A 20,996-nucleotide genomic window follows, 5' to 3' on the forward strand; every position below is an offset into this window, starting at 1 on the left:
ATGACGAACACGGGTGGCGGTGGCCCGCGATCACACGGCGCGTGGTGGCGGGAAGGGGCGATCACCGCGGCGGCGTTCGTACTGTGTCTGCTCGGCGGCGTGATGCGGGTCGACGACACGCTGTCGGCTCCGCCCGCCGCCGCCTACTTCATCGCCCTGGTGTCCTGTGCCGTACTGCCGGTACGGCACCGGGCGCCGCCGGCCGCTCTTGCGGCCACGACCGCGATCGGCGTGCTGGTGCCGCCCTTCGGCCTCTTGCTGACCCCGCTCATCGTGGCCCCCGCCGTGATCACCGTCTACTCCTACTCGCTCACCGCGCGCAGCGAACGGCGCGCGGTGAGCGCGGTGTTGCTCACTTCCGCGGCGCTGGCCGCCGCGATCCCCTTGTTCGGGGACCTCTCGTGGAAGGACGCGAGCAGGATGGGAGTGGTAGCGGCGTTCCCGCTGGTGGCCGGCGTACTTGGGCACTCGGTGCAGAACCGGCGGGCCTATCTGGCGGCCGTGGAGGAGCGGGCCCGGCGGGCCGAGAAGAGCCGGGACAGTGAGGCGCACCGGAGAGTGGCCGAGGAACGGGTGCGCATCGCCCGGGAACTGCACGACCTGGTGGCCCACCAGATCACCCTCGCCAACGCGCAGGCCACGGTCGCCGCCCACTTCTTCGACTCCCGCCCCCAGCAGACCCGCGAGAGCCTGAGGGAACTCGTCGAGACCACCGGCCACGCACTCGACGAACTGCGGGCCACGGTCGGTCTGTTGCGCCAGTCCGGGGAGGCGGCCGCGCCCGCCGAACCGGCGCCCGGGCTGTCCCGGCTGCCCACGCTCCTCGAGTCCTTCCGCCGCGCGGGCCTGGAGGTGTCGGTGCACCAGGAGGGCACGGCCAGGCCGCTGCCGCCGGGCGTCGACCTCACCGCCTACCGCATCGTCCAGGAGGCCCTGACCAACGTGACCAAACACGCCGGCACGGGCAGCGCCCGGGTAAGCCTCGCCTGGCACCATGATCGCGTGGCCATCACCGTCGCCGACGACGGACGCGAGGCGCGTACGGCAGCGGATCCTCCGCCCGGCTACGGTCTGATCGGGATGCGCGAACGTGCCACTGCGGTCGGAGGACGCCTCTCCGCGGGCAGACGCCCGGAGGGCGGCTTCCTCGTCTCCACCCAACTGCCCTTCCCGCCCACCAAGGACACGTCACGCAGAGCGGACGGCGCGGCAGGCGACACCGAGTCCGGTGATGCGCCGTGACGCTCCGAGTGCTGCTGGCCGACGACCAGGCCCTGCTGCGCGGCGCCTTCCGCATGCTCCTCGACAGCACCGACGACATCACCGTGGTCGGCGAGGCCGCCGACGGCCGGGAAGCGGTGCGGCTCACCCGGGAGTTGCGACCGGACGTGGTGGTCATGGACATCCGTATGCCCGACGTGGACGGTCTCGCCGCCACGTCGGAGATCTGCGCGGACCCGGAACTGCGCGCCAGCCGCGTCCTGATCCTCACCACCTACGAGACGGACGAATACGTCGCACAGGCGCTACGCGCGGGCGCCGGCGGTTTCATCGGCAAGGGCATCGGGGCCGAGGAACTGGCGGACGCCGTACGGACGATCGCCGACGGCGACACCCTTTTGTCCCCCGCCGCGACCCGCTCCCTGGTCGCCCGATTCCTGGCCACACCGGAAGACGCCCCGCCACACCACCCCGAACAACTCGACGTGCTCACCCCGCGCGAACGCGAAATGGTGGCCCTCGTCGCGACCGGCCTGTCCAACCAGGAGATCGCCGAGCGGATGTTCCTCAGCCCCTTCACCGTCCGCGCCCATGTGCAGCGCGCCATGACGAAGCTGGACGCCCGCGACCGTGCGCAACTCGTCGTCATCGCCTACCGCACGGGCCTGGCACCCACCGCAACCGACGACGGCACCGACCGTCTGCCGTAGATGTACTGAGCGCTTCGGTTCGTCCGGCCCCCCGCTCGCGCCTGCGGTCCGTCGGCTGGCATGCTCAGGTGATGCAGAAGACCGGTCCTGACGCTCCCCACTCCCCCGGCGCGGCCGTCTCGCCGGACGCTCCCGTCGACATACGGTTTCCGCTGCTCACCCAGCAGTGGCTGGATCTGACGTTCATCCACTGGGCCGTCGAACCGGCCACCGTGGCGCCGCTGTTGCCGTCCGGGACCGTGCCCGACGTCCATGAGGGGAGGACGTATGTCGGGCTCGTCGCCTTCCGGATGCACAAGGTCGGGTGGTTCCGGCTGCCCGGGGTGCCGTATCTCGGCTCGTTCCCGGAGACCAACGTCCGCCTGTACTCGGTGGACGCGCACGGCCGCCGCGGGGTCGTCTTCCGCTCGATGGACGCCTCCCGGCTGGTCCCCGTGGTGATGGGACGCCTCGGTTTCCGGCTGCCCTACCTGTGGTCGCGGATGGCCGTGCGAGGCGCCGGTGACACCGTCAGCTACACCAGTTCGCGGCGCTGGCCGACCGGGCGCGGCGCGTACAGCCGGATCACCGTACGCACCGGTGAACGCATCGACGAGCCGACCGAGTTGGAGCACTTCCTCACGGCCCGATGGGGCATGCACAACCCCTTCGCCGGAGGAGCGGCGTACCTGCCCAACCACCATCCCCGCTGGCCCCTGCACCGTGCGGAGCTCGTCACCTGTGAGGAGAACCTGCTCCCGGCGGCCGGTCTGCCCACGCCGAGCACCGCCCCGGTCAGCGTCCTGTACTCACCCGGCGTCCCGGTGCGCCTCGGCCGCCCTGTCCGCCGGCCGAAGCGGTCGCCGTCACGGGATCGATAAATCGCGGGCGGCGACCGGCGTGCCGTGGAGAATGCGTCCATGCACATCCGAGCCGTGCGCCTGGACGAATTGCCCCTCCTCCAGGACATCGAGAGGGCTGCCGGACTCTGCTTCCGGGACATCGGGATGCCGGAGATCGCCGAGGACGAGCCGCTGGCGCTCGATGAGCTCGCCCGCTACCACGACACCGGGCTCGCCTGGGTCATGGCCGACGACGCCGACGGCCCGGTCGCCTACCTGATCGCCGAACGCGTCGACGGCAACCTCCATGTCGAGCAGGTTTCCGTGCATCCCGACAGTGCGCGTCGCGGTATCGGCCGGCTGCTGCTGGACCACCTGGCGGCCGCCGCCAGGAGCGAGGGCGCGCCCGCCCTGACCCTCACCACGTTCACCCAGGTCCCGTGGAACGGTCCCTACTACGCACGCTGCGGTTTCGAGTTCATGGCGGACGACGGGCTGACCCCCGGTCTGCGGAAGATCCGCGAGCACGAAGCGGCACATGGCCTGGACCGATGGCCGCGGGTCTGCATGCGACGGGCACTGTGACACTCCGATGGCGCGGCGCCAGGCGCGCCGCCCCGACGGCTGGTTTCCCGCCGGAGGCCCAGCCCGGTGAATCGGATGGAGCCGTCCTCTGGTCCGGGCAGCTCGGGCGCCGGCGGGCGACGCTCCGCCAGGTCGACGGCCGGCGGGTGCTCGTCATCGGCGATCGGCGGATCATTGTGCGGCCCGAGGCCGCCGTGCGGCACCGCGGCGGCCTGCTGGGACAGCGGCTTGTCATCGAGCAGCCCGGCGAGGCGACCTTCACCTACCGCTACCGGCTGCCGTGGGCCCTTCAACTCGCCCCGCTGTGGGAGGCCACCTACGACCGCTGGTCCGCGGAGGCCGACGACCCCGGACTCGATCTGACCGAACTGCTGGGCGGAACCGACGATTGGCTGGACGCCCCGGTCGATCATTGAGCCTGCGGTGGGTCGAGCAGGAGCGTCGGATGTTCTCAGGGAAGCTGCCGGGCTGCCGCCTCGGCCAGGACGTCGTCCAGCAGGGCAGGATCATTGAGGGTGCCGGTGCCGTCCGGCGGGACCAGCCAGCGCATTCCATCGGTCGTGCGGCCGGGCTGGGGTACGGCGATCCAGGTTCCGGAGCCCGCGCCGCGAATGCCGCTGCCGGTCCTGGGGTTCGCCTGGCCCGGAGGGACGAAGAAGGCGGTGCGGGTGCCGCCGACGTCGGCGAGTACGGGGCCCGGGTCATGGACGCGCCGGGTGAGTACGTCGAACGCCGGGTAGCCGAGTCTGCCGGGGACGAGGAGCACGTCCCAGCGTCTGCCGGCGGGCAGCAGCACGGTCGCGTACGGGTTGTCCTCCCACTCCCGACGGCACGTCAGGGGATCGGGCGCGGCCGACATCAGCCATTCCGCCGCTGCCTTGGTCGTCGAACCGGACATCGAGTCGGTCACAGCAGGTGTCTCCGTCCATGAGGTGGGGCGCCGTCCACGGCGTCACGAGAGGGAGGCCGGTGCGCCGCTGCCGTTACGCGAGTTCGCCGCCGCTCCCCCGAACGGGGCATGCGACGGACGCCCGTGCGACCGGAGTCCGCGACGGGGGTGGGGGCGACCCGTCGCCGGGGCGACCCCACCTGACGGTCACTCCAATCCGTAGGCGCGGATCACGGTCTGCTCGACCGTGCCGCCCGCCGTGTCGGACGCCTTGACGCGCAGGGACGCGAAGTCCGTGCCGCTGCCCAGGGCGTGGTTGAAGACGGCCACCTTGGCGGTGTTGCCGTGGCGCTCCTGGATCCAGGCTCGTTCCCAGGTCTCGCCGTCGTCGAAGGAGATCTCCACGGAGAGGTCGTCCAGCGTCGCGGCTGGTGCTCCCTTCTGGGCCGCGGCCGTCACCTGCAGGGAGAACCACGAGAACGCGGGGGCACGGCCCAGTTCGTCGAAGTCACCGCTGACGGTGGCGTTCAGCAGGGGCTGGTTGGCGAGGGGTGCCTCCTCGGACTCCCAGCTCCACTCGGTGGTCACACGCGGGGCGAGCTGGCTCCACGCCACGGTGCGGTGGGCGTCCATGGTCAGGGTGTAGCGGCCCTTCTCGGGCGGGAGGCCGCCGAAGAAGCCGAGGCCTGGCACGGGCCCGCGGCCGATCTCCTTGCCGTCCTTGCTGAGCACCATCGTGCCCCGGCTGAACTGGGACTGCACGATCGCGGGCGAGCCGTGGTTCGGCTCGTTGGGCGAGAACGGGCCGATGAGCGTCTGTATGGCGTTGCCGAAGCGTACGACTCCGTTGTTCCAGAGGTGCAGGTCCATATCGGGTCCGATGACCGGCGCGTTCCAGTCCTGCCGGAAGGTGTCCCCCGCCTTCCGGGCCCGCTCTCCGAGGATGATGCCGTCGGGCAGTCCGTACGGGGTGCCCGACGGGCGCGGGAACAGGTAGTCGGACCATTCGGCGCCCTTGGTGCCGTCGCCGGGGCCGGGGGTGAACAGCTCGGTGCGGTTTCCGGGCAGCGGGATGTCGTGCAGCACCGCGACGCCGAACACCTGGTCGGGCAGGTACCAGGGGGCTTCGCCGCGTCCGCCGGTCGCCTTCATGCCCTGCGCCCGGTAGCGGGCGCGGTCGGTGCCGAGTTCGCTGTCCTTCGAGGAGAACGTCAGCCGCTGCGGGATGCCGCCTCCGGTGGGCGGATAGGCCAGGTAGTAGGTGCGCGGATCGGGGGCGTCGTCGGGCGAGATCAGGACCGCGTTGTGCCCGAACACCAGTGTCGACGCCTTTGTGCGCACCGGCACGGCGTACATGGGCGCGCCGCCGATGGAGCCGAAGTTGAGGCTGAGGCTGTGGTCGGCCTCGTCGTTGCGCATCAGCGCGGCCAGCTCGCCGTATTGGCGTTGGGCCCGGGGGCGGTCGCTCGCCGTCGCGGTCACCGGCTTTCCGGCGCGGGCGTCGAGGGTGATGGTGCGATCGCGGTCGACGACCGTGTCGGGCCTGATGGCCATGGTGCCGGGCTGCAGTTCGGCGGGCTGGGCCGGGTCCGGCGTGACCAGGATGGAGTTGATGGAGTACGTGCCGACGGGGATCCGGAACGTCGCCCGGCCGTTCTTGAACTCCGGTGACACATCTGACATGTACCGCGAGTTCTGGGTGAACACGCCCAGATACTGGGGCAGTTCGTCCGAGACGGACTTGCCGTCGCGGTCGATGCCCTTGACGGTGACGTCGTAGGACTCGGGTTCCACGACGGCCCCGAGGGCGGTGACGACACGGCTGGTTCCCGCGTACGCCTTCAGCCGCCCGGACAGTTCGCCCACCGCGCTGTCGTCCAGCTTGGCCGGGTCGAGGGTGAGCCGCACCTGGGCGGTGCCGCCCGCGGGGACGGTCAGCCGGTCGACGGACAGGGTGAGGGCGCCGTCGGGCAGTGGTGTGCCGTCCCCGGTGGCGAGGGAGGCCGACAGGTCGAGGTCGACGGCGCTGTCTCCGGTGTTGCAGTAGGTCACCGTGCGGTGCACGGCGGGCAGTTCGCGCTGCGGGTAGCGCAGCAGGCCGAAGCCGACGCCGCTGGTCTCGGCGTACACCGACTGGTTCAGGGCGCGGGGTACGTCGAGGCGGCCGGTGCCGGTGTGGAAGACGGAGGCGTCGGTGTGCGGATCGGCGGCGGAGACCAGGGCGGCCTTGAGCTGTGCGCCCGTCCAGTCGCGGTGGCGCTGCTTGAGGAGTGCGGCGGCTCCGGCGACGTGCGGGGTGGCCATGGACGTACCGCTGGAGCGCACGTAGTGCTCGTCCACCACCTCACCCATCGTGGTGCCGGCGGCGCGGGCCGCCGCGATGTCCTCGCCGGGGGCGCCGAGGTCGGGCTTGACGCCCCCGTCGCCGCGGCGCGGACCGCAACTGGTGAACCAGCTCGGGTTGTCGGAGGGGTCGACGCTGCCCACGGCGAGCGCGGCGGCGGCGGTGGCCGGGGACGCGGCGGTGCCCGGCCGGCAGAAGGAGTTGCCGACGGCGGCCACGAACAGGGTGCCGTACTTCTCACTGAGCCGGTCCACGGCCAGCTCCATCGGATCGGTGCCGTCGCCGCCGTCCTGGCCGAGGGAGAGGTTGACGATGTCGGCGCCGCTCTGCGCGGCCCACTCCATACCGGCGAGGACGGCGGAGTCGTCGCAGTAGGACGTGCCGCACACCCTGCCGATCAACAGGTCCGCGTCCGGGGCGACGCCCCGGAACTTGCCCGCTGAGGCGGCGCCGCTGCCCGCGGCGATGGAGGCGACGTGCGTGCCGTGGCCGACGGTGTCCTCGACCCCGTCCGGGGAGTCGCTGAAGTCGCGGCTGTCGAGGATCTTCTTGGCGAAGTCGGGATGGTTGGCGTCGATTCCGGAGTCCAGTACGGCGATCTTGACGCCCTTGCCGGTGTAGCCGGCCTCCCAGGCGGCAGGCGCGCCGATCTGGCCGTTGCTGACGTCGTCGGCGAGTTCGCTGCGGCCGTCCAGCCACACCTTGGCCAGACCGGGTGCCAGGGTGCGGACGGAGCCGTACCGCCGGGTGACGGCGTCCCAGAGTTCGCCCGCGCGCTGGGCCTTGATCTCGACGGAGGCCGAGTTGATGCCGGTGAACCGGTGGGTCTGGCGCACTCCGTCCGCGGCGCCCGGAGGCTGGGCGGGGGGCTTGCCGCGGTAGGTGAGGATGGCGGCGACGCCGGGGCCACCGGCCTTGGCGCCATGGTGCGCGTCGGACCAGGTCTCGGCCTGGGCGGTCACGTCGAACAGCCGGCGGTCGAGTTTCCCGGCGGCGAGCAGGCGCACGGCGTCGGCGGGGATGACACTCAGGTGGGGTTTGCCGTCCTTGCCCTGGGTGACCTCGCGGATCATGGCGATGTGCTCGCGTCCGGGGCCGGGGGCGATGAGCGCCTCGGGCTTGTCCTGCGCCCCCGGGACGACGGTGACCTGGTCACCGGTGATGAGGGTGACGGTGCGGACGGTCCGCTCGCCGGGGCCCGCGGTGTCGCTCGGGGTGAAGGGGCGCGGGCCCTGGTCGGCGCCGGTCGCCGGGAGGCCGGCGGGGAGGAGCAGGGCGGCGAGGGCGGCCGCGGAGATGGCGGCGACGGCTGCGGGGTGGGGGCGGGGTAAGCGGACGGCGCGGGGTTCTCTTCGCAGAGTGTGCATGCGCGGCACGGGCTACTCCCTTTCACTGTCGGAGTGGGGGGTGAGTCGCTGCCGCCGGACCGTGTGCGCGGGCCCGTCCTGGGTGGGTTGCCGGCTGTGGGGCCGCCGCCGGGAGGGCCACGGGGAAGCTATGTGGTCTGGACCAAGTCGTCAACGAAGGGCGATGGAGCTCCAATGCAACCGGTGGCGGGTGCCGCGACGATCCCGCCGTCGCGGCACCCGCGCGGTTCAGCCCTTGAGCCCGCTGTCGATGGCTGTCATCAGCGAGCCGTTCGACGTGTCACCGGACATCTCCCAGATGAAGACGCCCAGCAGTCCCTTCTGTTTGAGCCAGGTGGTCTTGCGGCCGATGGACCAGGCGTCGTCGAACGACCACCACTGGCCCCCGGCGCCGGTGTATCCGTAGGTCGAGACCGACTGTTCGTCGTGGTACACGGTCATGCCCGGGACGGACGCGAGCAGGTTGGAGTAGCCGCGCACACCCGCCTCTTCCGCGAACTGTCCCGGTGCGGCCCCGTTGGCCGTCTGCCACTCGCCGCGCACGCCGCCGTCGGCGACCCCCTGCCAGCCGCGGCCGTAGAACGGCAGCCCGATGGTGAGCTTCCGCGGGCTGACTCCGGCGTCGAGATACGGCTGTACGGCGTTCTCGATGCTGAAGTGGGTGGTGTACGGGTCCTGTGCGTCGGTGTACAGATTGCCCTGGTGGCCGGTGCGGTTCGGCTCCCAGGAGTTGTCGCTGCCGGCGCCGTGGAAGTCGTAGCCCTGGACGTTGGCGAAGTCGAGCGAGGTGAAGATCTTGTCGAGCTCCCAGCCCGCGTTGATCTTCACGGGGTCGGCCGGGGTGAACGCGGTGAGCAGCTTGTGGCCGCCGCCCAGTTCGTCGAGCTGCTTGCGGAACTCGTGGATCAGGGCGGTGTTGTTCGCCTTGTCCTGCGGGCTCCAGTGGTTGCCCGGGTGGCCGTCCGGGGAACCCGGCCACTCCCAGTCGAGGTCGATGCCGTCGAAGACCCCGGCCGCGGTGCCTTCGCCGCCGGCGCCGTTGTAGACCGGAAGATTGCCCTTGATCCAGACGTCGATGCAGGAGCGGACGAACTTCTCGCGGGAGGCCGGGGTGGCCGCCGCGTCGGTGAAGAACTTCGAGTACGTCCAGCCGCCGAGCGAGACGACGACCTTCAGGTGGGGGTGCTTGGCCTTGAGCTTCTTGATCTGGTTGAAGTTGCCGCGCAGCTTCTCCCAGCCGGTGTCGGCCACCCCGTCGACGGACTGCGAGGCGGCGAAGGGCCGGGCGTAGTCGGCCTCCGCGTCTCCGGCGCCGGTGCCCTGGTCGGGGTCCTGGGGGTTGGTCGAGGTGCCCTTGGTGACCCCGGCGAGGCAGGTCAGGTTGACCGGGTCGATGTTCTCGAAGGCGTAGTTGATCACGTCGAGCTTGGCGGCGCTGCCCGAGGTGTCGAGGTTCTTGACGAAGTACTGGCGGCCGTAGATGCCCCACTGCGCGAAGTAGCCCACGCGCAGATGGCGCCCGGCGGCCTGGTCGTCCGTGGTGACGCTCAGCGCGTTGGACGCGGCGGAGGCGTTGTCGGCGGCGTCCCGGGCCCGGACGGTGAAGGTGTAGGCGGTGGCCGGGGACAGGCCGCTGACGGTGATGGTGCGGGTGGTGGCGGCGACGGTGCGGTACAGGGTGCCGCCGCGGTAGATGTCGTACGCGACGACGCCGACGTTGTCGGTCGCCGCGTCCCAGGCCAGCGAGACCGTCGTCGAGGTCTTGCCCGTGGAGCGGAGGTTGCCGGGGGCGCTGGGCGGTTGCGGATCGCTCGCCGGATCGGTCGTGGTCACCGTGACGGGCGGGCTCGCCGGGCCCAGGTTGCCCCGGGCGTCCTTGGCGCGGACGGTGAACGTGTAGGCCGCGGCGGGCGTCAGGCCCTCCACGGTGGCCGAGGTCGAGGTGCTGGTCGCCACCACGGTGCCGCCGCGCAGCACCTCGTAGGAGGTGACCGGGTGGTCGCCGGCCGTCGCGGGCGACCAGTCGAGGGTGACGGTGCGGGCGGTGACGGTCGTGGCGCGCGGAGTGCCGGGCGCGCCCGGCGGCTTGTCCGCGCTGCCGTCGCACTTGTCGCCGTTGAGCGTGCAGCCCGTGGGGGCGCCGATGGGGCCGCTCGCGACGAACCAGTAGCTGTACGGCTCGGTGCTGGACCCGGGGGCCACCTTGCCGTTGTAGTAGGCGTTGCGGACGGTCACATGGCTGCCGTTGACGGTCGCCTCGCCGTTGTAGTGGCCGCTGACGGTGACCCCGGCGGGGAGGTCGAACTCCAGGGTCCAGCCGTCCAGCGCGGTGGTGGAGCCGTTGCGGATGACGAAGGTGCCCTTCCACCAACTGCCGTTGTCCTGGCTGGTGAAGGTCGCCGTCACACCGGCGGCCGCCTGGGCCTGGGGCGCGAGGCCCACGAGCACGCCCAGCGGCAGCAGCAGCGCGGTCAGCAGTGCGAGCACTCTGAGCGGGCGGCGGGGCGGGGGCGGTTGTCTCACGTTTCCTCCCTGACGCGATGGGGGGGTCGGCAGAACGCGTCGCGGGGACCGTGTGCGCGGCCGCGGGAGTGGGGTGCCGGCTGTGGGGCCGCCGAACCCGGGCCTAATGGAACGCACTTGGTACGTACCAATCTGTCAATGTCCCGTCAACCCGGACCCGGCAGGGCAGGCACCTCGACACCGGGACGCCGCGCGGGAGCGAATGCACCACGGATGGAATCGACCGAAATGAGAGCCGCCGCCTCCTTGACGCTCGCATTGGTCTAATCCACCTTGGTACCCGTGCCCGGGACCACTGCTCCGGTGTGGGCCGGAGCGGAGGCCGGGCTGATCCATCCGCTGGACCGTGTGCACCACCGCGACACCCGTGCAAGGGCCGTCGCCCCCGACCCGGCCGCCCGCACCCCCCTGCGGGCGGCCGGGTCCACCCGGCAGAAGGGACTGCGCCATGCTCCCCCGCCCGCGCCTCCGGGCCGTGCGGTGACGCTCCGGTACCGCGTGCTGGGCCAGGTCCGCGCGTTCGACGGTCCGCGCGAGCTGGACCTCGGCCCGGTCAAGCAGCGAGCGGTGCTGGCCGCCCTGCTGCTCGCGGACGGAGGTCTCGTGCAGCGCACGGACCTGGTCGCGGCGGTGTGGGGCGCCGACCCCCCGGCGACCGCACACCAGCTGGTGGCCTCCTACGTGGCCCGGCTGCGCAAGGCACTGGAACCGGAACGGCCCAAGCGGTCCCGTCCGGCCGTCCTGGTGTCCGACAAGAGTGCCTACGGGTTGCAGGTCCTTCCCGATGCGCTCGACGCCCGCACCTTCCGCGCCACCGTCCAGACCGCCCGTACCGCCCGCGCGGCCGGCAACCACACCGACTGCGCACGCCACTTCGACGCGGCCGAGGCGCTCTGGCAGGGCCAGGCGCTGGAGGGCCTGCCCGGCCCGCTCGCCGCCCACCACCGCCGGCTCCTCCAGGAAGAGCGGCTGACCGCCCGCGAAGAGCGCTGCGCGACCGCCCTCGACCTGGGCCGGCACCACGACTGCGTCCCCGAACTCTCGGCCCTGGCCGCCGCCCATCCGGTACGGGAAAGGGTCCGTACCCTGCTGATGCTGGCGCTGTACCGGTCCGGTCGGCAGGCCGAGGCGCTGGCCGTCTTCAAGGACGCCTGGCGCACCCTGGTCGACAGCACCGGTCTGGAACCCGGGCACGAGCTGCGCGAGCTGCAACGGCGCATCCTGGCCGACGATCCGGCGCTGCGGCTTCCCGAGCCCACTCCGCAGCGCGTGATACCGGCCCAACTGCCGCCCGACATCGCCGACTTCGCCGGGCGCACGGACGAACTGGCCCTGCTGGCCCGGCTGCGCACCACCGGGACGGCACTGCCGGTCGCGCTCATCACCGGAGTCGGGGGCATCGGCAAGACCGCGCTGGCGGTCCACGCCGCGCACCGGCTGGCTCCCCGCTATCCCGAGGGGCAGCTGTATCTGCGCCTGGGCGGCGGCAGCGGCACGCCCGCCGACCCCGGTGACCTCCTGGCCGGAGTACTCACCGACCTCGGGCTGCCGGCCGACCGGATCCCGCACGACACCGACCGGCGCTCGGCCCTGTACCGCTCACTGGTCGCGGGCAGCCGGCTGCTCCTCGTCCTGGACGACGCCCGCGACGCGGCCCAGGTGGAGCCGTTGCTGCCGGGCGCGCCGGACTGTCTGGCGCTGATCACGTCACGCAGCCGCCTCGCGGGGCTCCCGGCGCGGCGGGTGCTGCGGCTCGGCTCGCTGGCGGAGGCCGAGGCGTACGGGCTGCTGCGCCGGGCAGCGGGCCACACCGAGGCGGACACCGGCCCTGTTGACCGTCAGGAACCGGCGCCCGGTGCGGAGCCGCCCGGCCCACCAACCGTTCCCGACGCCATCGCCCAGGTGCTCCACGTCTGCGCCGGACATCCGCTCTCCCTGCGTGTCGTCGCCGCCCGCGTGGCAGGCCGTCCCCCGAGCGCTTTCCGCCAACTGGCCCGCCGGCTACGGGACGAGGAGCGACGGCTCGGCGAACTGCGCGTCGGCGAGCTGGCGGTGGCCCCGGGGCTCAAGGCCGGCTACGACGCACTGCCGGGCCCGACCGAGGCACGCGCGTTCCGCATGCTGAGCCTGCTCGCCGTACCGGATTTCGGCGCGGCGACCGCCGCCGCGGCCCTGGAACTGCCGTACAAGCAGGCGGAGGACGTCCTGGAGGCACTGGTGGACGCACACCTGCTGGAGACCGCGCAACCTCCCTCGGTCGGCCCCTACCGCTATCGCTACCACGACCTGCTGCGGCTGCTCGGCCGGGAACTGAGCCGCGCCCAGGACCCGCCCACGACCCGGTCGGCCGCGCTGCGCCGGATCCTGGCCGCCCACCACACCAGCGTCCGCCGGGCCGACGCGCTGCTCCGGCCCGGCGGCGCGCTGCCGCCCCTCGACGAGCCGACGGCGGACTGCCCCGAGCACCTGATCACTGATGCCGAGGAGGCGCTGAGCTGGCTGTCCGCCGAACGCGGGACCATCGTCGCGGCCGCCGCGCAGGCCGCGTCCCTCGGCGCCGCGGACCCGGGGGAACTGGCCCAACTGACCGCCGCGCTGCGCGCCTTCCTCAACCGCCAGGGACACCGCGGCGACTGGGAACGCCTCGCCACCGCCGCCCTGGCCGTCGCCACCGCCGCCGGCGACCGCGGAGCCGAGGCCGTCGCCCGGCTGGAACTCGGCACCCTGGAGGGCATGCGGCACCGCGCCCGGCCCGCTGCCGAGCATCTCCGGTCGGCGGTACGCCTGTTCGCCGCCCAGGGCGACACCGCCCGCGAGGCCCGCGCCCTGCACAATCTGGGCCTGGCCCACGTCGAGGCGCGGGACCTGGACACGGCCACCGAGTGCATGGTCCGGGCCCTGGCCATCCAGCGGGCCGCGGGCAACGCCCTCGATGTCGCCATCACCCTGGACAACCTCGCCCTGCTGGAGCTGCGCCGGGGGGCGTCGGCGAAGGCGACCGAGTACTGCGAGGAGAGCCTGCGTCACTACGGCCGCAGCGAGCGTCCGGAGACCGCCTCCGCCGCGGAGCACATCCTCGGCATGGTCCGCCACGCGCAGGGCCGCTACGCCGAGGCGGTCGACTGCCACCGCCGCGCACAAGAACTGGCGCGGGCCCAGGGCAATGTCTACCGCGAGGCGTTCACGCTCGTCGACCGGGTGCCCAGCCTGCTGGTCCTGGGCGAGCACCGTGCCGCGGTGCGGGCGGCGGAGCAGGGGCTGGCCCTGCGTCGCCGCCTCGGCGACCCGATGGACAGCGCCGTGGCCTACCGGGCACTTGCCGACGCGCTGCGGGCCGCGGGCGACGCGGAGCGCGCGGGGGCCTGCCTGGCCGAGGCGGACGCGTGCGCGGCCGAAGCGGAGGCTGGCCCGTAACCGGGGGTCAGCCGCGCACGTGCAGCCCGAAACCCGTCCGCCCCGCGGGCTCCAGCCCCGCCTTCAGGTGCAGCGACGGGATGTCGTAGTCGCCGAAGTTCTGCCGCCGGAACGGGATCGGATCCGTCGACTCCAGGGTGAGCAGGCGCTGCTCCCACGCCTTGGCGACGTCCGCGTAATCCTCGCCGCTCATCCGGTCGGTGCCGTACAGCACGAACGGCGGCAGCGCCTCGATGCCCGGGTAGTAGAGGATGCCGTGGTGGATCGGGAACAGCAGATCGTCGATGGGGCCGTTGATCCCGCGCGCTGAGTAGTGCGACTCGGGACCGCCGGCGGTCACCGACAGCAGCGCCCTCCTGCCCGCGAGAGTGCCCTCGCCGAAACGCTCGCCGTACTTGGTATCGCTGTGCTCGCCGACGCCGTAGGCGAAGTGGTAGGTGAACACCCGGTCCACCCAGCCCTTGAGGATCGCGGGCATCGTGTACCACCACATCGGGAACTGGAAGACGATCGTGTCGGCCCAGAGCAACTTCTCCTGCTCGGCGAGGACGTCCGGGGTCAACGTCCCGGCGTCGAAGGCCCGACCCGAGTCCGCCGCGACCTTCAACGGACTTGAGGCATGGGGGCCGTAGTCCCCGGCGTCCACGACCGCCTTCCACTTCATCGCGTACAGATCGCTCACCCGCACCTCGTGACCGGCGGACTCCAAGGTAGAGATCGCCAGGTCCTTCAGTGAGCTGTTGAGCGACTTCGGCTCCGGGTGGGCATAGACGATCAGCGTCTTCATGGGAACTCCTTCGGATCGGATGCCTTCGATCCTGGGCGCTGCAACGCGGGGAGTTCAGAGGGCGGTTCTTCCGTCGGCCCGGACTTCCTGGTATCGGCAGGGCCACCTTCGCGGGCACCGACGAGGCCATACTGGAAGGCATGGACGATCTCGCGGGCTTCCTTCGGACCCGGCGTTCCCGGGTCGACCCGGCGGTCGTCGGCATCCCCACCGACAGCCGCCGCCGGGTCAAGGGGCTACGTCGTGAAGAGGTCGCGCATCTGTCCGGGGTGAGCGTGGACTACTACGTGCGCCTGGAACAGGGCCGCGCGACGCAGCCCTCCGAGCAGGTCGTCGACGCACTCGCCCGCGTCCTCGGCCTGGACGAGACCGAACGCGAGCACCTCCATCGGCTCGCGCGGCAGCGCCGCCGCCGCGCGAAGGCGCCGAGTGGGCGGGTCCGGCCGGAGCTGCTGCGCGTCCTCGACCTGGTCACCGACGCGCCCGCACTGATCATGGACCACCACATGGACGTCCTCGCCGGGAACCGCCTCGCCGGGCTGCTCTACGGCCGACCGCTACCGGGCCTGAACACCGCCCGGCACATCTTCCTCGAGGAGGCCGAGCGCGGTCTGTACGCGGACTGGGAGACCTGCACCCTCGATGTGGTCGGGCACCTGCGCCTGGCCGCCGGCAAGTACCCCGAGGACCCTCGACTCGCCTCGCTCATCGGCGAGTTGGCGATGGGCAGCGAACGCTTCCGCCGCCTGTGGGCCCGTGCGGACGTCCGCGCCCGCACGCACGGACGCAAGGCGTACCGGCACCCGCTGGTCGGACTGCTGGAACTGCATCAGGAGAACTTCGCGCTGGCGGACGAGTCGGCGATGGAGCTGCTGGTGCTGTCCGCGGCCCCCGGCAGCCCCGCCGAGGACGGGCTGCGCCTGCTCGCGGGCCTGGGCACGGCCGACGGTGCCGCGCGTCCCATCGTGCACGCCCAGTCCCGCGAGTAGTTCGGCAACCGGCTTCGAGAGGCGGAGCCACTGCCCGGCCGGTCACAGCAGCGCCGTCAGGCGCTGAACGCTGCGGCCGCCCTCACGCCGTACGCCCAGGGGGATCAGCGCCGCGCGGGTCGGCAGGCGCACGCCGCCCGTGAACGCCACCCGAGTGCCCGCCCCATCCGGCGTCGCCGCCACCCCCACCAGGAGGAACCGGCTCTGCAGCCAGCACCAGCCGGGCCGCTGCACCCCACGCAGCCGTGCGCGCATCCCGTACTTGCTGCGCGCCAGCGCCTCCACCCGCTCGCCCTGCCGACGCACCACGCGCAGCCGCTCCATGTCGGGCACGACCCGCCCGAAGCCGCCGTCCAGGTCGCCCAGCAGGTCCCAGACCCGTTCGAAGGGTGCGTCGATGTACGCCTCGGTCACGTGGGCGCCGCGAATGCCGCCGGCCAGGGCGCGCAGACGGCGGACGGGGTCGAGATCGGTAGTGGGCCAGGGCTCGTTCATGACGTCCACGCCTTCCGGAAGGTGTCGCGGGCCCGGTGCAGCCGCGACTTGACGGTGCCCGTGCGCACACCGAGCAGGGCGGCGGCGGTGCGCTCGTCGAGGCCCTCGACGTCGCGCAGCACCAGTACCGCGCGGTGCTCGGGAGAGAGCCGGTCCAGTACGTCCCTGATATCGGCGGAGAGTTGGGGGTCGCCGCGGGCGGGGAGCGCACTCAGATCGGCCGGTACGATGCGGGCGGCGCGGTGTGCGGTGCGGATCGCCTCCCGTACGGCGATGGCGCGGACCCAGCCGTGCAGCGCGGCCGGATTCTTCAGCGTGCGCAGCGACTTGAAGACCGCCACCAGGGCGTCCTGCGCCGCGTCCGCTCCCTGGCTCAGGGCGATGGGGGCGCAGATGCGGCCCACGTACGGCGTGAGGAGGTCGAGGAGTTCGGCCATGGCGAGGGTGTCGCCTCGCTGGGCGGCTCGCACCAGGCGGACCGTGCGGTCTTCGCGATGTTCATCGGGCACGAGCCGCATCCTTCCATCGCGCCACGCGCAGGGCGGCGACGGCCAGGACGGCGCACAGGGGGGTGTAGAGCATGAGGTTGAGCCAGTAGAAGGCGGTGCCCGGCTCTTCGGCGATCAGCCAGTAGATCCCCGCCGAGGCGCGCAGCGACAGGCCCGCGGCCACTGCAAGGGTGCCGAGGCGGAGCAGCAGGTGGCCGGGGCGGCGGGAGTGGGCGAGTACGAAGGCGGCAGCGGTGAGGAGCAGCGCGACCAGGGGAAGCAGGACTGGTGGTGTGAACGGCACGTCCGTACCCAGAACCGCTTGGGACAGGCTCCCCTCGTCGACCGCGGGCCAGGTGGCTCCCGTCGTCCAGTACAGGTGCAGCACAGCGTCCGCGGTGAGCACCGAGGCGATGAGCGCGGCGGCGCGGGTCGGGGCGGGGGTGTCGGGCCGGTGAAGCATGTGTCCTCCTGGGCGGCGAGGTCGGATTGCGTCGACCTGTTGAGGAGCCGTCCGCGCGAAACGTTCCCTCGGAGTCCGTGAAGATGTGGGCCGGCAAGCTCACCTGACGGACCGACCAGCCTTCGAAACGCGCTGCGGTCCTTCTTCTCTGACAGGAGCGGACGGGCCGCGTGCCATGTTCCGGCCACGCCGAGTCCCTGCCCCCGCCGGTGCGGTGAGCACGGCGAGGCAGCCGACGACCAGGGCGACACCGGCCCAGCCCAGGAGGGGCAGCCCTTCGCCGACCACCAGGACGGCCAGTACGGCCGCGACGACCGGTTCCAGCAGGGACAGCGTGGTCGCGGTGCTCGCCGGTACGTGTGCGAGACCCCAGCCGAACAGGACGTAGCCGAGGAACATCGGGACCAGGGCCATGTAGGTGCCGACGGCCGCGTCGGACCAGGAGTCCAGCAGCGGGGCGCCGGTGGCCAGCAGGACCGGCATCAGCAGCAGGCCGCCGATCCCGAAGACGGCGCCCATGGCGGCGGCCGAGCCGACCCCGCGGGTGATCAGGCGGTGGGCCGCCCAGGAGTAGAGGGCGTAGGTGAACCCGGCGACCAGACCCAGCCCGACGCCGAGCACCGTCGCCCCGGCGGAACCCGTCCCCGTATCGCTGGACGAGTGGGCCGCTTCGGCCGCGCACAGCAGCACCGTTCCGGCCACGCCGAGCGCGGCACCGGCCGCCCAACGGCGGGTGAGGCGGCGTCCGTCGGCCGTGCGCTCGACGAGGGCCGAGGCGAGCGGGGCCGAGCCGATCGACACCACGGTCCCGGTGGCGACCCCGGCCAGGTGCATGGAGCTGTAGAACGCCAGCGGGTAGGCCCCCACCGCGAGCGCGCCGAGCAGCACGATCCGGCGCTGCGCGCGCAGCCCGGGTGCTTCCCGGCGGATGCGCGGGGCGGCGACGAGTGCCTGGAGCAGCCCTCCGATGCCCATGGCGACGGCGCCGATCGCGAGCGGGCCCACGTCCGGGGCGAAGGTCGCGGCGGTGCCCGTGGTGCCCCACAGCACCGACGCGAGAAGTACGCACACCGAGCCGGTCAGCTGTCCGGCGGCCCGGGTCACAGTCGGTCCAGGAGATCCGCGGCCATCGTCCGGGCGTGGTCGAGCCGGGTGTCCCCGCCCTCCAGACCGGCGCGGGCCATCGCACCCTCCAGCAGGAACGACAGATGCTCCGCCGTCGCGCGCGCCCGCTCCGGGTCGCCGGGCAGCAGGTCCTCCAGGTGACCGGCGAGCAGGTCCTCGACCTCCTCCTTGTGGCGGCGCACCACCGCCCGCCCCTCGTCCCCCGCCGGCAGTTCGGCGGCGGCGTTCAGCAGCCCGCAGCCCCGGAACCCGTGCTCGTAGGCGAAGTTGGCGTGATCGGCGTACGCGTCGAAGACGGCCAGCACGCCGGCCCGCGCGTCCGGGACGACCGGCAGCCGCCGCCGGTACAGCTCGAGCCACTCCTCGTGCCGTGCGTCGAGGTAGGCCCTGACCAGATCGGCCTTGGAGGAGAAGTTGTTGTACAGGCTCATCTTCGCCACGCCCGCCTCGGCGGTGATCGCGTCGATGCCGGTGGCCGACACACCGTCCGCGTAGAAGCGTCGCGCCGCGGCCGCGAGCAGCTTCTCCCGCGCCGCGCCCCGCCGCCTGCGCGGGCCCGACGCGGCGGCCTCGATCTCGGACATGACACCCTTCCCGTTAATTAGATAGACCAGTCTACATAATTAACGGGATCACGCTTGTCGACAGCGATGGGCGTCCGCCGTCCGGTCCGGCGTCCGGTCAGCGGGCGGCGAGGAACTCGAGCGTGTCGATCACTCGGTTCGAGAAGCCCCACTCGTTGTCGTACCAGGCGACGACCTTGACGTGGCGGCCGTCGACGCGGGTGAGGGCCGAGTCGAAGATCGACGAGGCGGGGTTGCCCACGATGTCGGACGAGACGAGCGGGTCCTCGGAGTACTCGAGGACGCCGGCGAGCGGCCCCTCCGCCGCGGCGCGGTACGCCGCCAGCACGTCGTCCAGCGTGACGTCGCGGGCGACGGTCGTGTTGAGCTCGACGATCGAGCCGACCGGCACGGGTACGCGGATCGAGTCGCCCGCCAGCTTGCCGTCGAGGTTCGGCAGCACCAGGCCGATCGCCTTGGCGGCGCCGGTCGTGGTCGGCACGATGTTGACGCCGGCGGCGCGGGCCCGGCGGGCGTCGCGGTGCGGACCGTCCTGGAGGTTCTGCTCCTGGGTGTAGGCGTGCACCGTCGTCATGAACCCGTGCTCGATACCGGCGAGTTCGTCGAGGACCTTGGCCAGCGGCGCGAGCGCGTTGGTGGTGCAGGAGGCGTTCGAGACGATCGTGTGCAGGTCCGCGTCGTAGGCGTCGGTGTTGACCCCGAACGCGAGGGTGACGTCAGCGCCGTCCGACGGCGCGCTGACGAGGACCTTCTTCGCGCCCGCGTCGAGGTGGGCACGGGCCGCCTTCGCCGAGGTGAAGCGGCCGGTGGCCTCCAGGACGATATCGACACCCAGCTCGGCCCACGGCAGCTGCGCCGGCTCGCGCTCGGCCAGCACCGTGATCCGACGGCCGTCGACGACGAGTGCGTTCCCGTCGACGGTCACCGGGCGCCCGAGCCGCCCGGCCGTGCTGTCGTAGGCGAGCAGTCGGGCGAGCGTCGCGGGCTCCGTCAGGTCGTTGACGGCGACGATCTCCAGGGCGCTGTCACGCTCCAGCAGTGCGCGCAGCACATTGCGTCCGATGCGGCCGAATCCGTTGATGGCGATGCGAGTCATAAGTGGGGTCCCTTCCCTTTGCCCCCAGGCTCGCCCGCGGGCGGCGCCGCTGACAGTGGCGACATCGCCATGGTTCAAAAGGATCCCGCCAAGGCTGCCGGGCCGCGTCACTCGCCCTGTGTGAAGGTGCGCCGGTACTCGCTCGGGGTGGTGCCGAGGATGCGCTGGAAGTGCAGGCGCAGATTGGCACCGGTGCCGAGACCGACGTCGGCGGCGATCTGCTCGACGCTGCGCTCCGAGCGTTCCAGCAGTTCCCGGGCCAGGTCGATGCGGGCGCGCATCACCCACTGCATGGGCGTGTAGCCGGTCTCCTCGACGAAGCGCCGGGAGAACGTGCGTGCCGAGACCCCCGCCTGCCGCGCCAGGATGTCGAGGGTGAGGGGCTCGCCGAGCCGGTACAGCGCCCACTCGCGGGTGTCGGCGAACCGCTCGCCGAGCGGCTCGGGGACACTGCGCGGCACGTACTGGGCCTGGCCGCCGCTGCGGTACGGGGCAGCGACCAGCCGCCGGGCCGCGTGGTTGGAGGCGGCCACTCCGAGGTCGCCGCGCAGGATGTGCAGGCACAGATCGATCCCGGAGGCGGCGCCGGCCGAGGTGAGCACGCTGCCCTCGTCGACGAACAGCACGTTCTCGTCGACCTGGACGAGCGGGTGCCTGGCCACGAGTGCCCGTGTGTAGTGCCAGTGCGTCGTGGCCCGCTTGCCGTCGAGCAGGCCCGTGGCGGCGAGCGCGAAGGCGCCCGTGGAGATGGCGGCGAGCCTCGCGCCCCGGGCATGGGCGGCGATCAGTGCGTCGATGACGGCCCGCGGCGGGTCGTCGCGGTCCGGGTGCCGGTAGCCGGGGACGAAGACGATGTCGGCCCACGCGAGCGCGTCGAGACCGTGCTCGACGTAGTACGCGAGCCCATCGCCGCCGGTCACCAGACCCGGTGCCGCCCCGCACACCCGCACCTCGTACGGCATGCTCGCGCGGGTCGTGAAGACCTGCGCGGGAATTCCGACATCCAGCGGCTTCGCACCCTCGAGGACGAGTACGGCGACGCGATGCAGACGGGAGGCTGACACAGGACGAGGTTACGGGGGCGTGACTTCGATA

The 20,996-nt window shown here is 72.3% G+C and carries 18 protein-coding genes; 7 read left to right on the top strand and 11 right to left on the bottom strand.

The annotated features are described in order from the left end of the window. The 5 genes from STRCI_RS00680 (at nt 1) to STRCI_RS00700 (ending at nt 3,753) form a co-directional block, all read left to right on the top strand. Nucleotides 1–1,242 carry a sensor histidine kinase gene (locus tag STRCI_RS00680; RefSeq protein WP_269656791.1) on the top strand — a complete coding sequence of 414 codons (1,242 nt, stop codon included), beginning with the start codon at nt 1–3 and terminating at the stop codon, nt 1,240–1,242. Beyond that, nucleotides 1,239–1,931, top strand: coding sequence for a response regulator transcription factor (locus STRCI_RS00685; protein WP_269656792.1), 693 nt, complete (start codon nt 1,239–1,241; stop codon nt 1,929–1,931). Before STRCI_RS00680 ends, STRCI_RS00685 begins: the two co-directional genes overlap by 4 nt. Before the next feature lie 71 nt (nt 1,932–2,002). Then, nucleotides 2,003–2,791 (top strand): YqjF family protein, encoded by a 789-nt coding sequence (locus STRCI_RS00690; RefSeq protein ID WP_269656793.1) that lies wholly within the window; start codon nt 2,003–2,005, stop codon nt 2,789–2,791. A gap of 39 nt (nt 2,792–2,830) precedes the next feature. Next, nucleotides 2,831–3,337 carry a GNAT family N-acetyltransferase gene (locus STRCI_RS00695; RefSeq protein ID WP_269656794.1) on the top strand — a complete coding sequence of 169 codons (507 nt, stop codon included), beginning with the start codon at nt 2,831–2,833 and terminating at the stop codon, nt 3,335–3,337. Next, nucleotides 3,334–3,753 (top strand): hypothetical protein, encoded by a 420-nt coding sequence (locus STRCI_RS00700; protein ID WP_269656795.1) that lies wholly within the window; start codon nt 3,334–3,336, stop codon nt 3,751–3,753. Before STRCI_RS00695 ends, STRCI_RS00700 begins: the two co-directional genes overlap by 4 nt. A 35-nt stretch (nt 3,754–3,788) precedes the next feature. On the opposite strand, the gene STRCI_RS00705 is transcribed toward STRCI_RS00700, so the two are convergent. The 3 genes from STRCI_RS00705 to STRCI_RS00715 all read right to left on the bottom strand — a co-directional run bounded on the left by STRCI_RS00705 (nt 3,789) and on the right by STRCI_RS00715 (nt 10,460). Further along, complete coding sequence (locus tag STRCI_RS00705) at nt 3,789–4,235, bottom strand: bifunctional DNA primase/polymerase (RefSeq protein ID WP_269664457.1); 447 nt, start codon at nt 4,233–4,235, stop codon at nt 3,789–3,791. Nucleotides 4,236–4,433: 198 nt separating this feature from the next. Continuing rightward, complete coding sequence (locus STRCI_RS00710; protein ID WP_269664458.1) at nt 4,434–7,937, bottom strand: S8 family peptidase; 3,504 nt, start codon at nt 7,935–7,937, stop codon at nt 4,434–4,436. Between the two features lie 228 nt (nt 7,938–8,165). After that, complete coding sequence (locus STRCI_RS00715; RefSeq protein WP_269656796.1) at nt 8,166–10,460, bottom strand: glycosyl hydrolase family 18 protein; 2,295 nt, start codon at nt 10,458–10,460, stop codon at nt 8,166–8,168. Between the two features lie 282 nt (nt 10,461–10,742). Here STRCI_RS00715 and STRCI_RS00720 point away from each other — a divergent pair, with 282 nt between their 5' ends. Then, nucleotides 10,743–13,874: an AfsR/SARP family transcriptional regulator gene (locus tag STRCI_RS00720; RefSeq protein WP_269656797.1), complete on the top strand. Its 3,132-nt coding sequence runs from the start codon at nt 10,743–10,745 to the stop codon at nt 13,872–13,874. A gap of 7 nt (nt 13,875–13,881) precedes the next feature. On the opposite strand, the gene STRCI_RS00725 is transcribed toward STRCI_RS00720, so the two are convergent. Next, nucleotides 13,882–14,661 carry an NAD(P)H-dependent oxidoreductase gene (locus tag STRCI_RS00725; protein WP_269656798.1) on the bottom strand — a complete coding sequence of 260 codons (780 nt, stop codon included), beginning with the start codon at nt 14,659–14,661 and terminating at the stop codon, nt 13,882–13,884. A gap of 140 nt (nt 14,662–14,801) precedes the next feature. On the opposite strand from STRCI_RS00725, the gene STRCI_RS00730 reads away from it, so the two are divergent. After that, entirely contained in the window at nt 14,802–15,650 is an 849-nt protein-coding gene (locus STRCI_RS00730) for a helix-turn-helix transcriptional regulator (RefSeq protein ID WP_269656799.1), read from the top strand. Between the two features lie 42 nt (nt 15,651–15,692). Here the strand turns inward: STRCI_RS00730 and STRCI_RS00735 are convergent, their stop codons facing one another. The 7 genes from STRCI_RS00735 to STRCI_RS00765 form a co-directional block, all read right to left on the bottom strand. Beyond that, nucleotides 15,693–16,145 carry an SRPBCC family protein gene (locus STRCI_RS00735; RefSeq protein ID WP_269656800.1) on the bottom strand — a complete coding sequence of 151 codons (453 nt, stop codon included), beginning with the start codon at nt 16,143–16,145 and terminating at the stop codon, nt 15,693–15,695. After that, nucleotides 16,142–16,654 carry an RNA polymerase sigma factor gene (locus STRCI_RS00740; protein WP_269656801.1) on the bottom strand — a complete coding sequence of 171 codons (513 nt, stop codon included), beginning with the start codon at nt 16,652–16,654 and terminating at the stop codon, nt 16,142–16,144. The genes STRCI_RS00735 and STRCI_RS00740 overlap by 4 nt, the downstream gene beginning before the upstream one ends. Beyond that, nucleotides 16,644–17,096 (bottom strand): DUF3995 domain-containing protein, encoded by a 453-nt coding sequence (locus STRCI_RS00745; RefSeq protein ID WP_269656802.1) that lies wholly within the window; start codon nt 17,094–17,096, stop codon nt 16,644–16,646. Before STRCI_RS00745 ends, STRCI_RS00740 begins: the two co-directional genes overlap by 11 nt. 99 nt (nt 17,097–17,195) lie before the next feature. Beyond that, nucleotides 17,196–18,200: a DMT family transporter gene (locus tag STRCI_RS00750; protein WP_269656803.1), complete on the bottom strand. Its 1,005-nt coding sequence runs from the start codon at nt 18,198–18,200 to the stop codon at nt 17,196–17,198. Next, nucleotides 18,197–18,805 carry a TetR/AcrR family transcriptional regulator gene (locus STRCI_RS00755; RefSeq protein ID WP_269656804.1) on the bottom strand — a complete coding sequence of 203 codons (609 nt, stop codon included), beginning with the start codon at nt 18,803–18,805 and terminating at the stop codon, nt 18,197–18,199. Before STRCI_RS00755 ends, STRCI_RS00750 begins: the two co-directional genes overlap by 4 nt. Before the next feature lie 97 nt (nt 18,806–18,902). Further along, on the bottom strand, nt 18,903–19,901 hold the full coding sequence (gene gap / locus STRCI_RS00760; protein ID WP_269656805.1) for a type I glyceraldehyde-3-phosphate dehydrogenase: 999 nt from the start codon (nt 19,899–19,901) through the stop codon (nt 18,903–18,905). A 107-nt stretch (nt 19,902–20,008) separates the two neighbouring features. Then, nucleotides 20,009–20,965 (bottom strand): GlxA family transcriptional regulator, encoded by a 957-nt coding sequence (locus STRCI_RS00765; RefSeq protein ID WP_269656806.1) that lies wholly within the window; start codon nt 20,963–20,965, stop codon nt 20,009–20,011. Nucleotides 20,966–20,996 lie beyond the last annotated feature (31 nt).

Source organism: Streptomyces cinnabarinus (assembly GCF_027270315.1).
GTDB lineage: Bacteria > Actinomycetota > Actinomycetes > Streptomycetales > Streptomycetaceae > Streptomyces > Streptomyces cinnabarinus.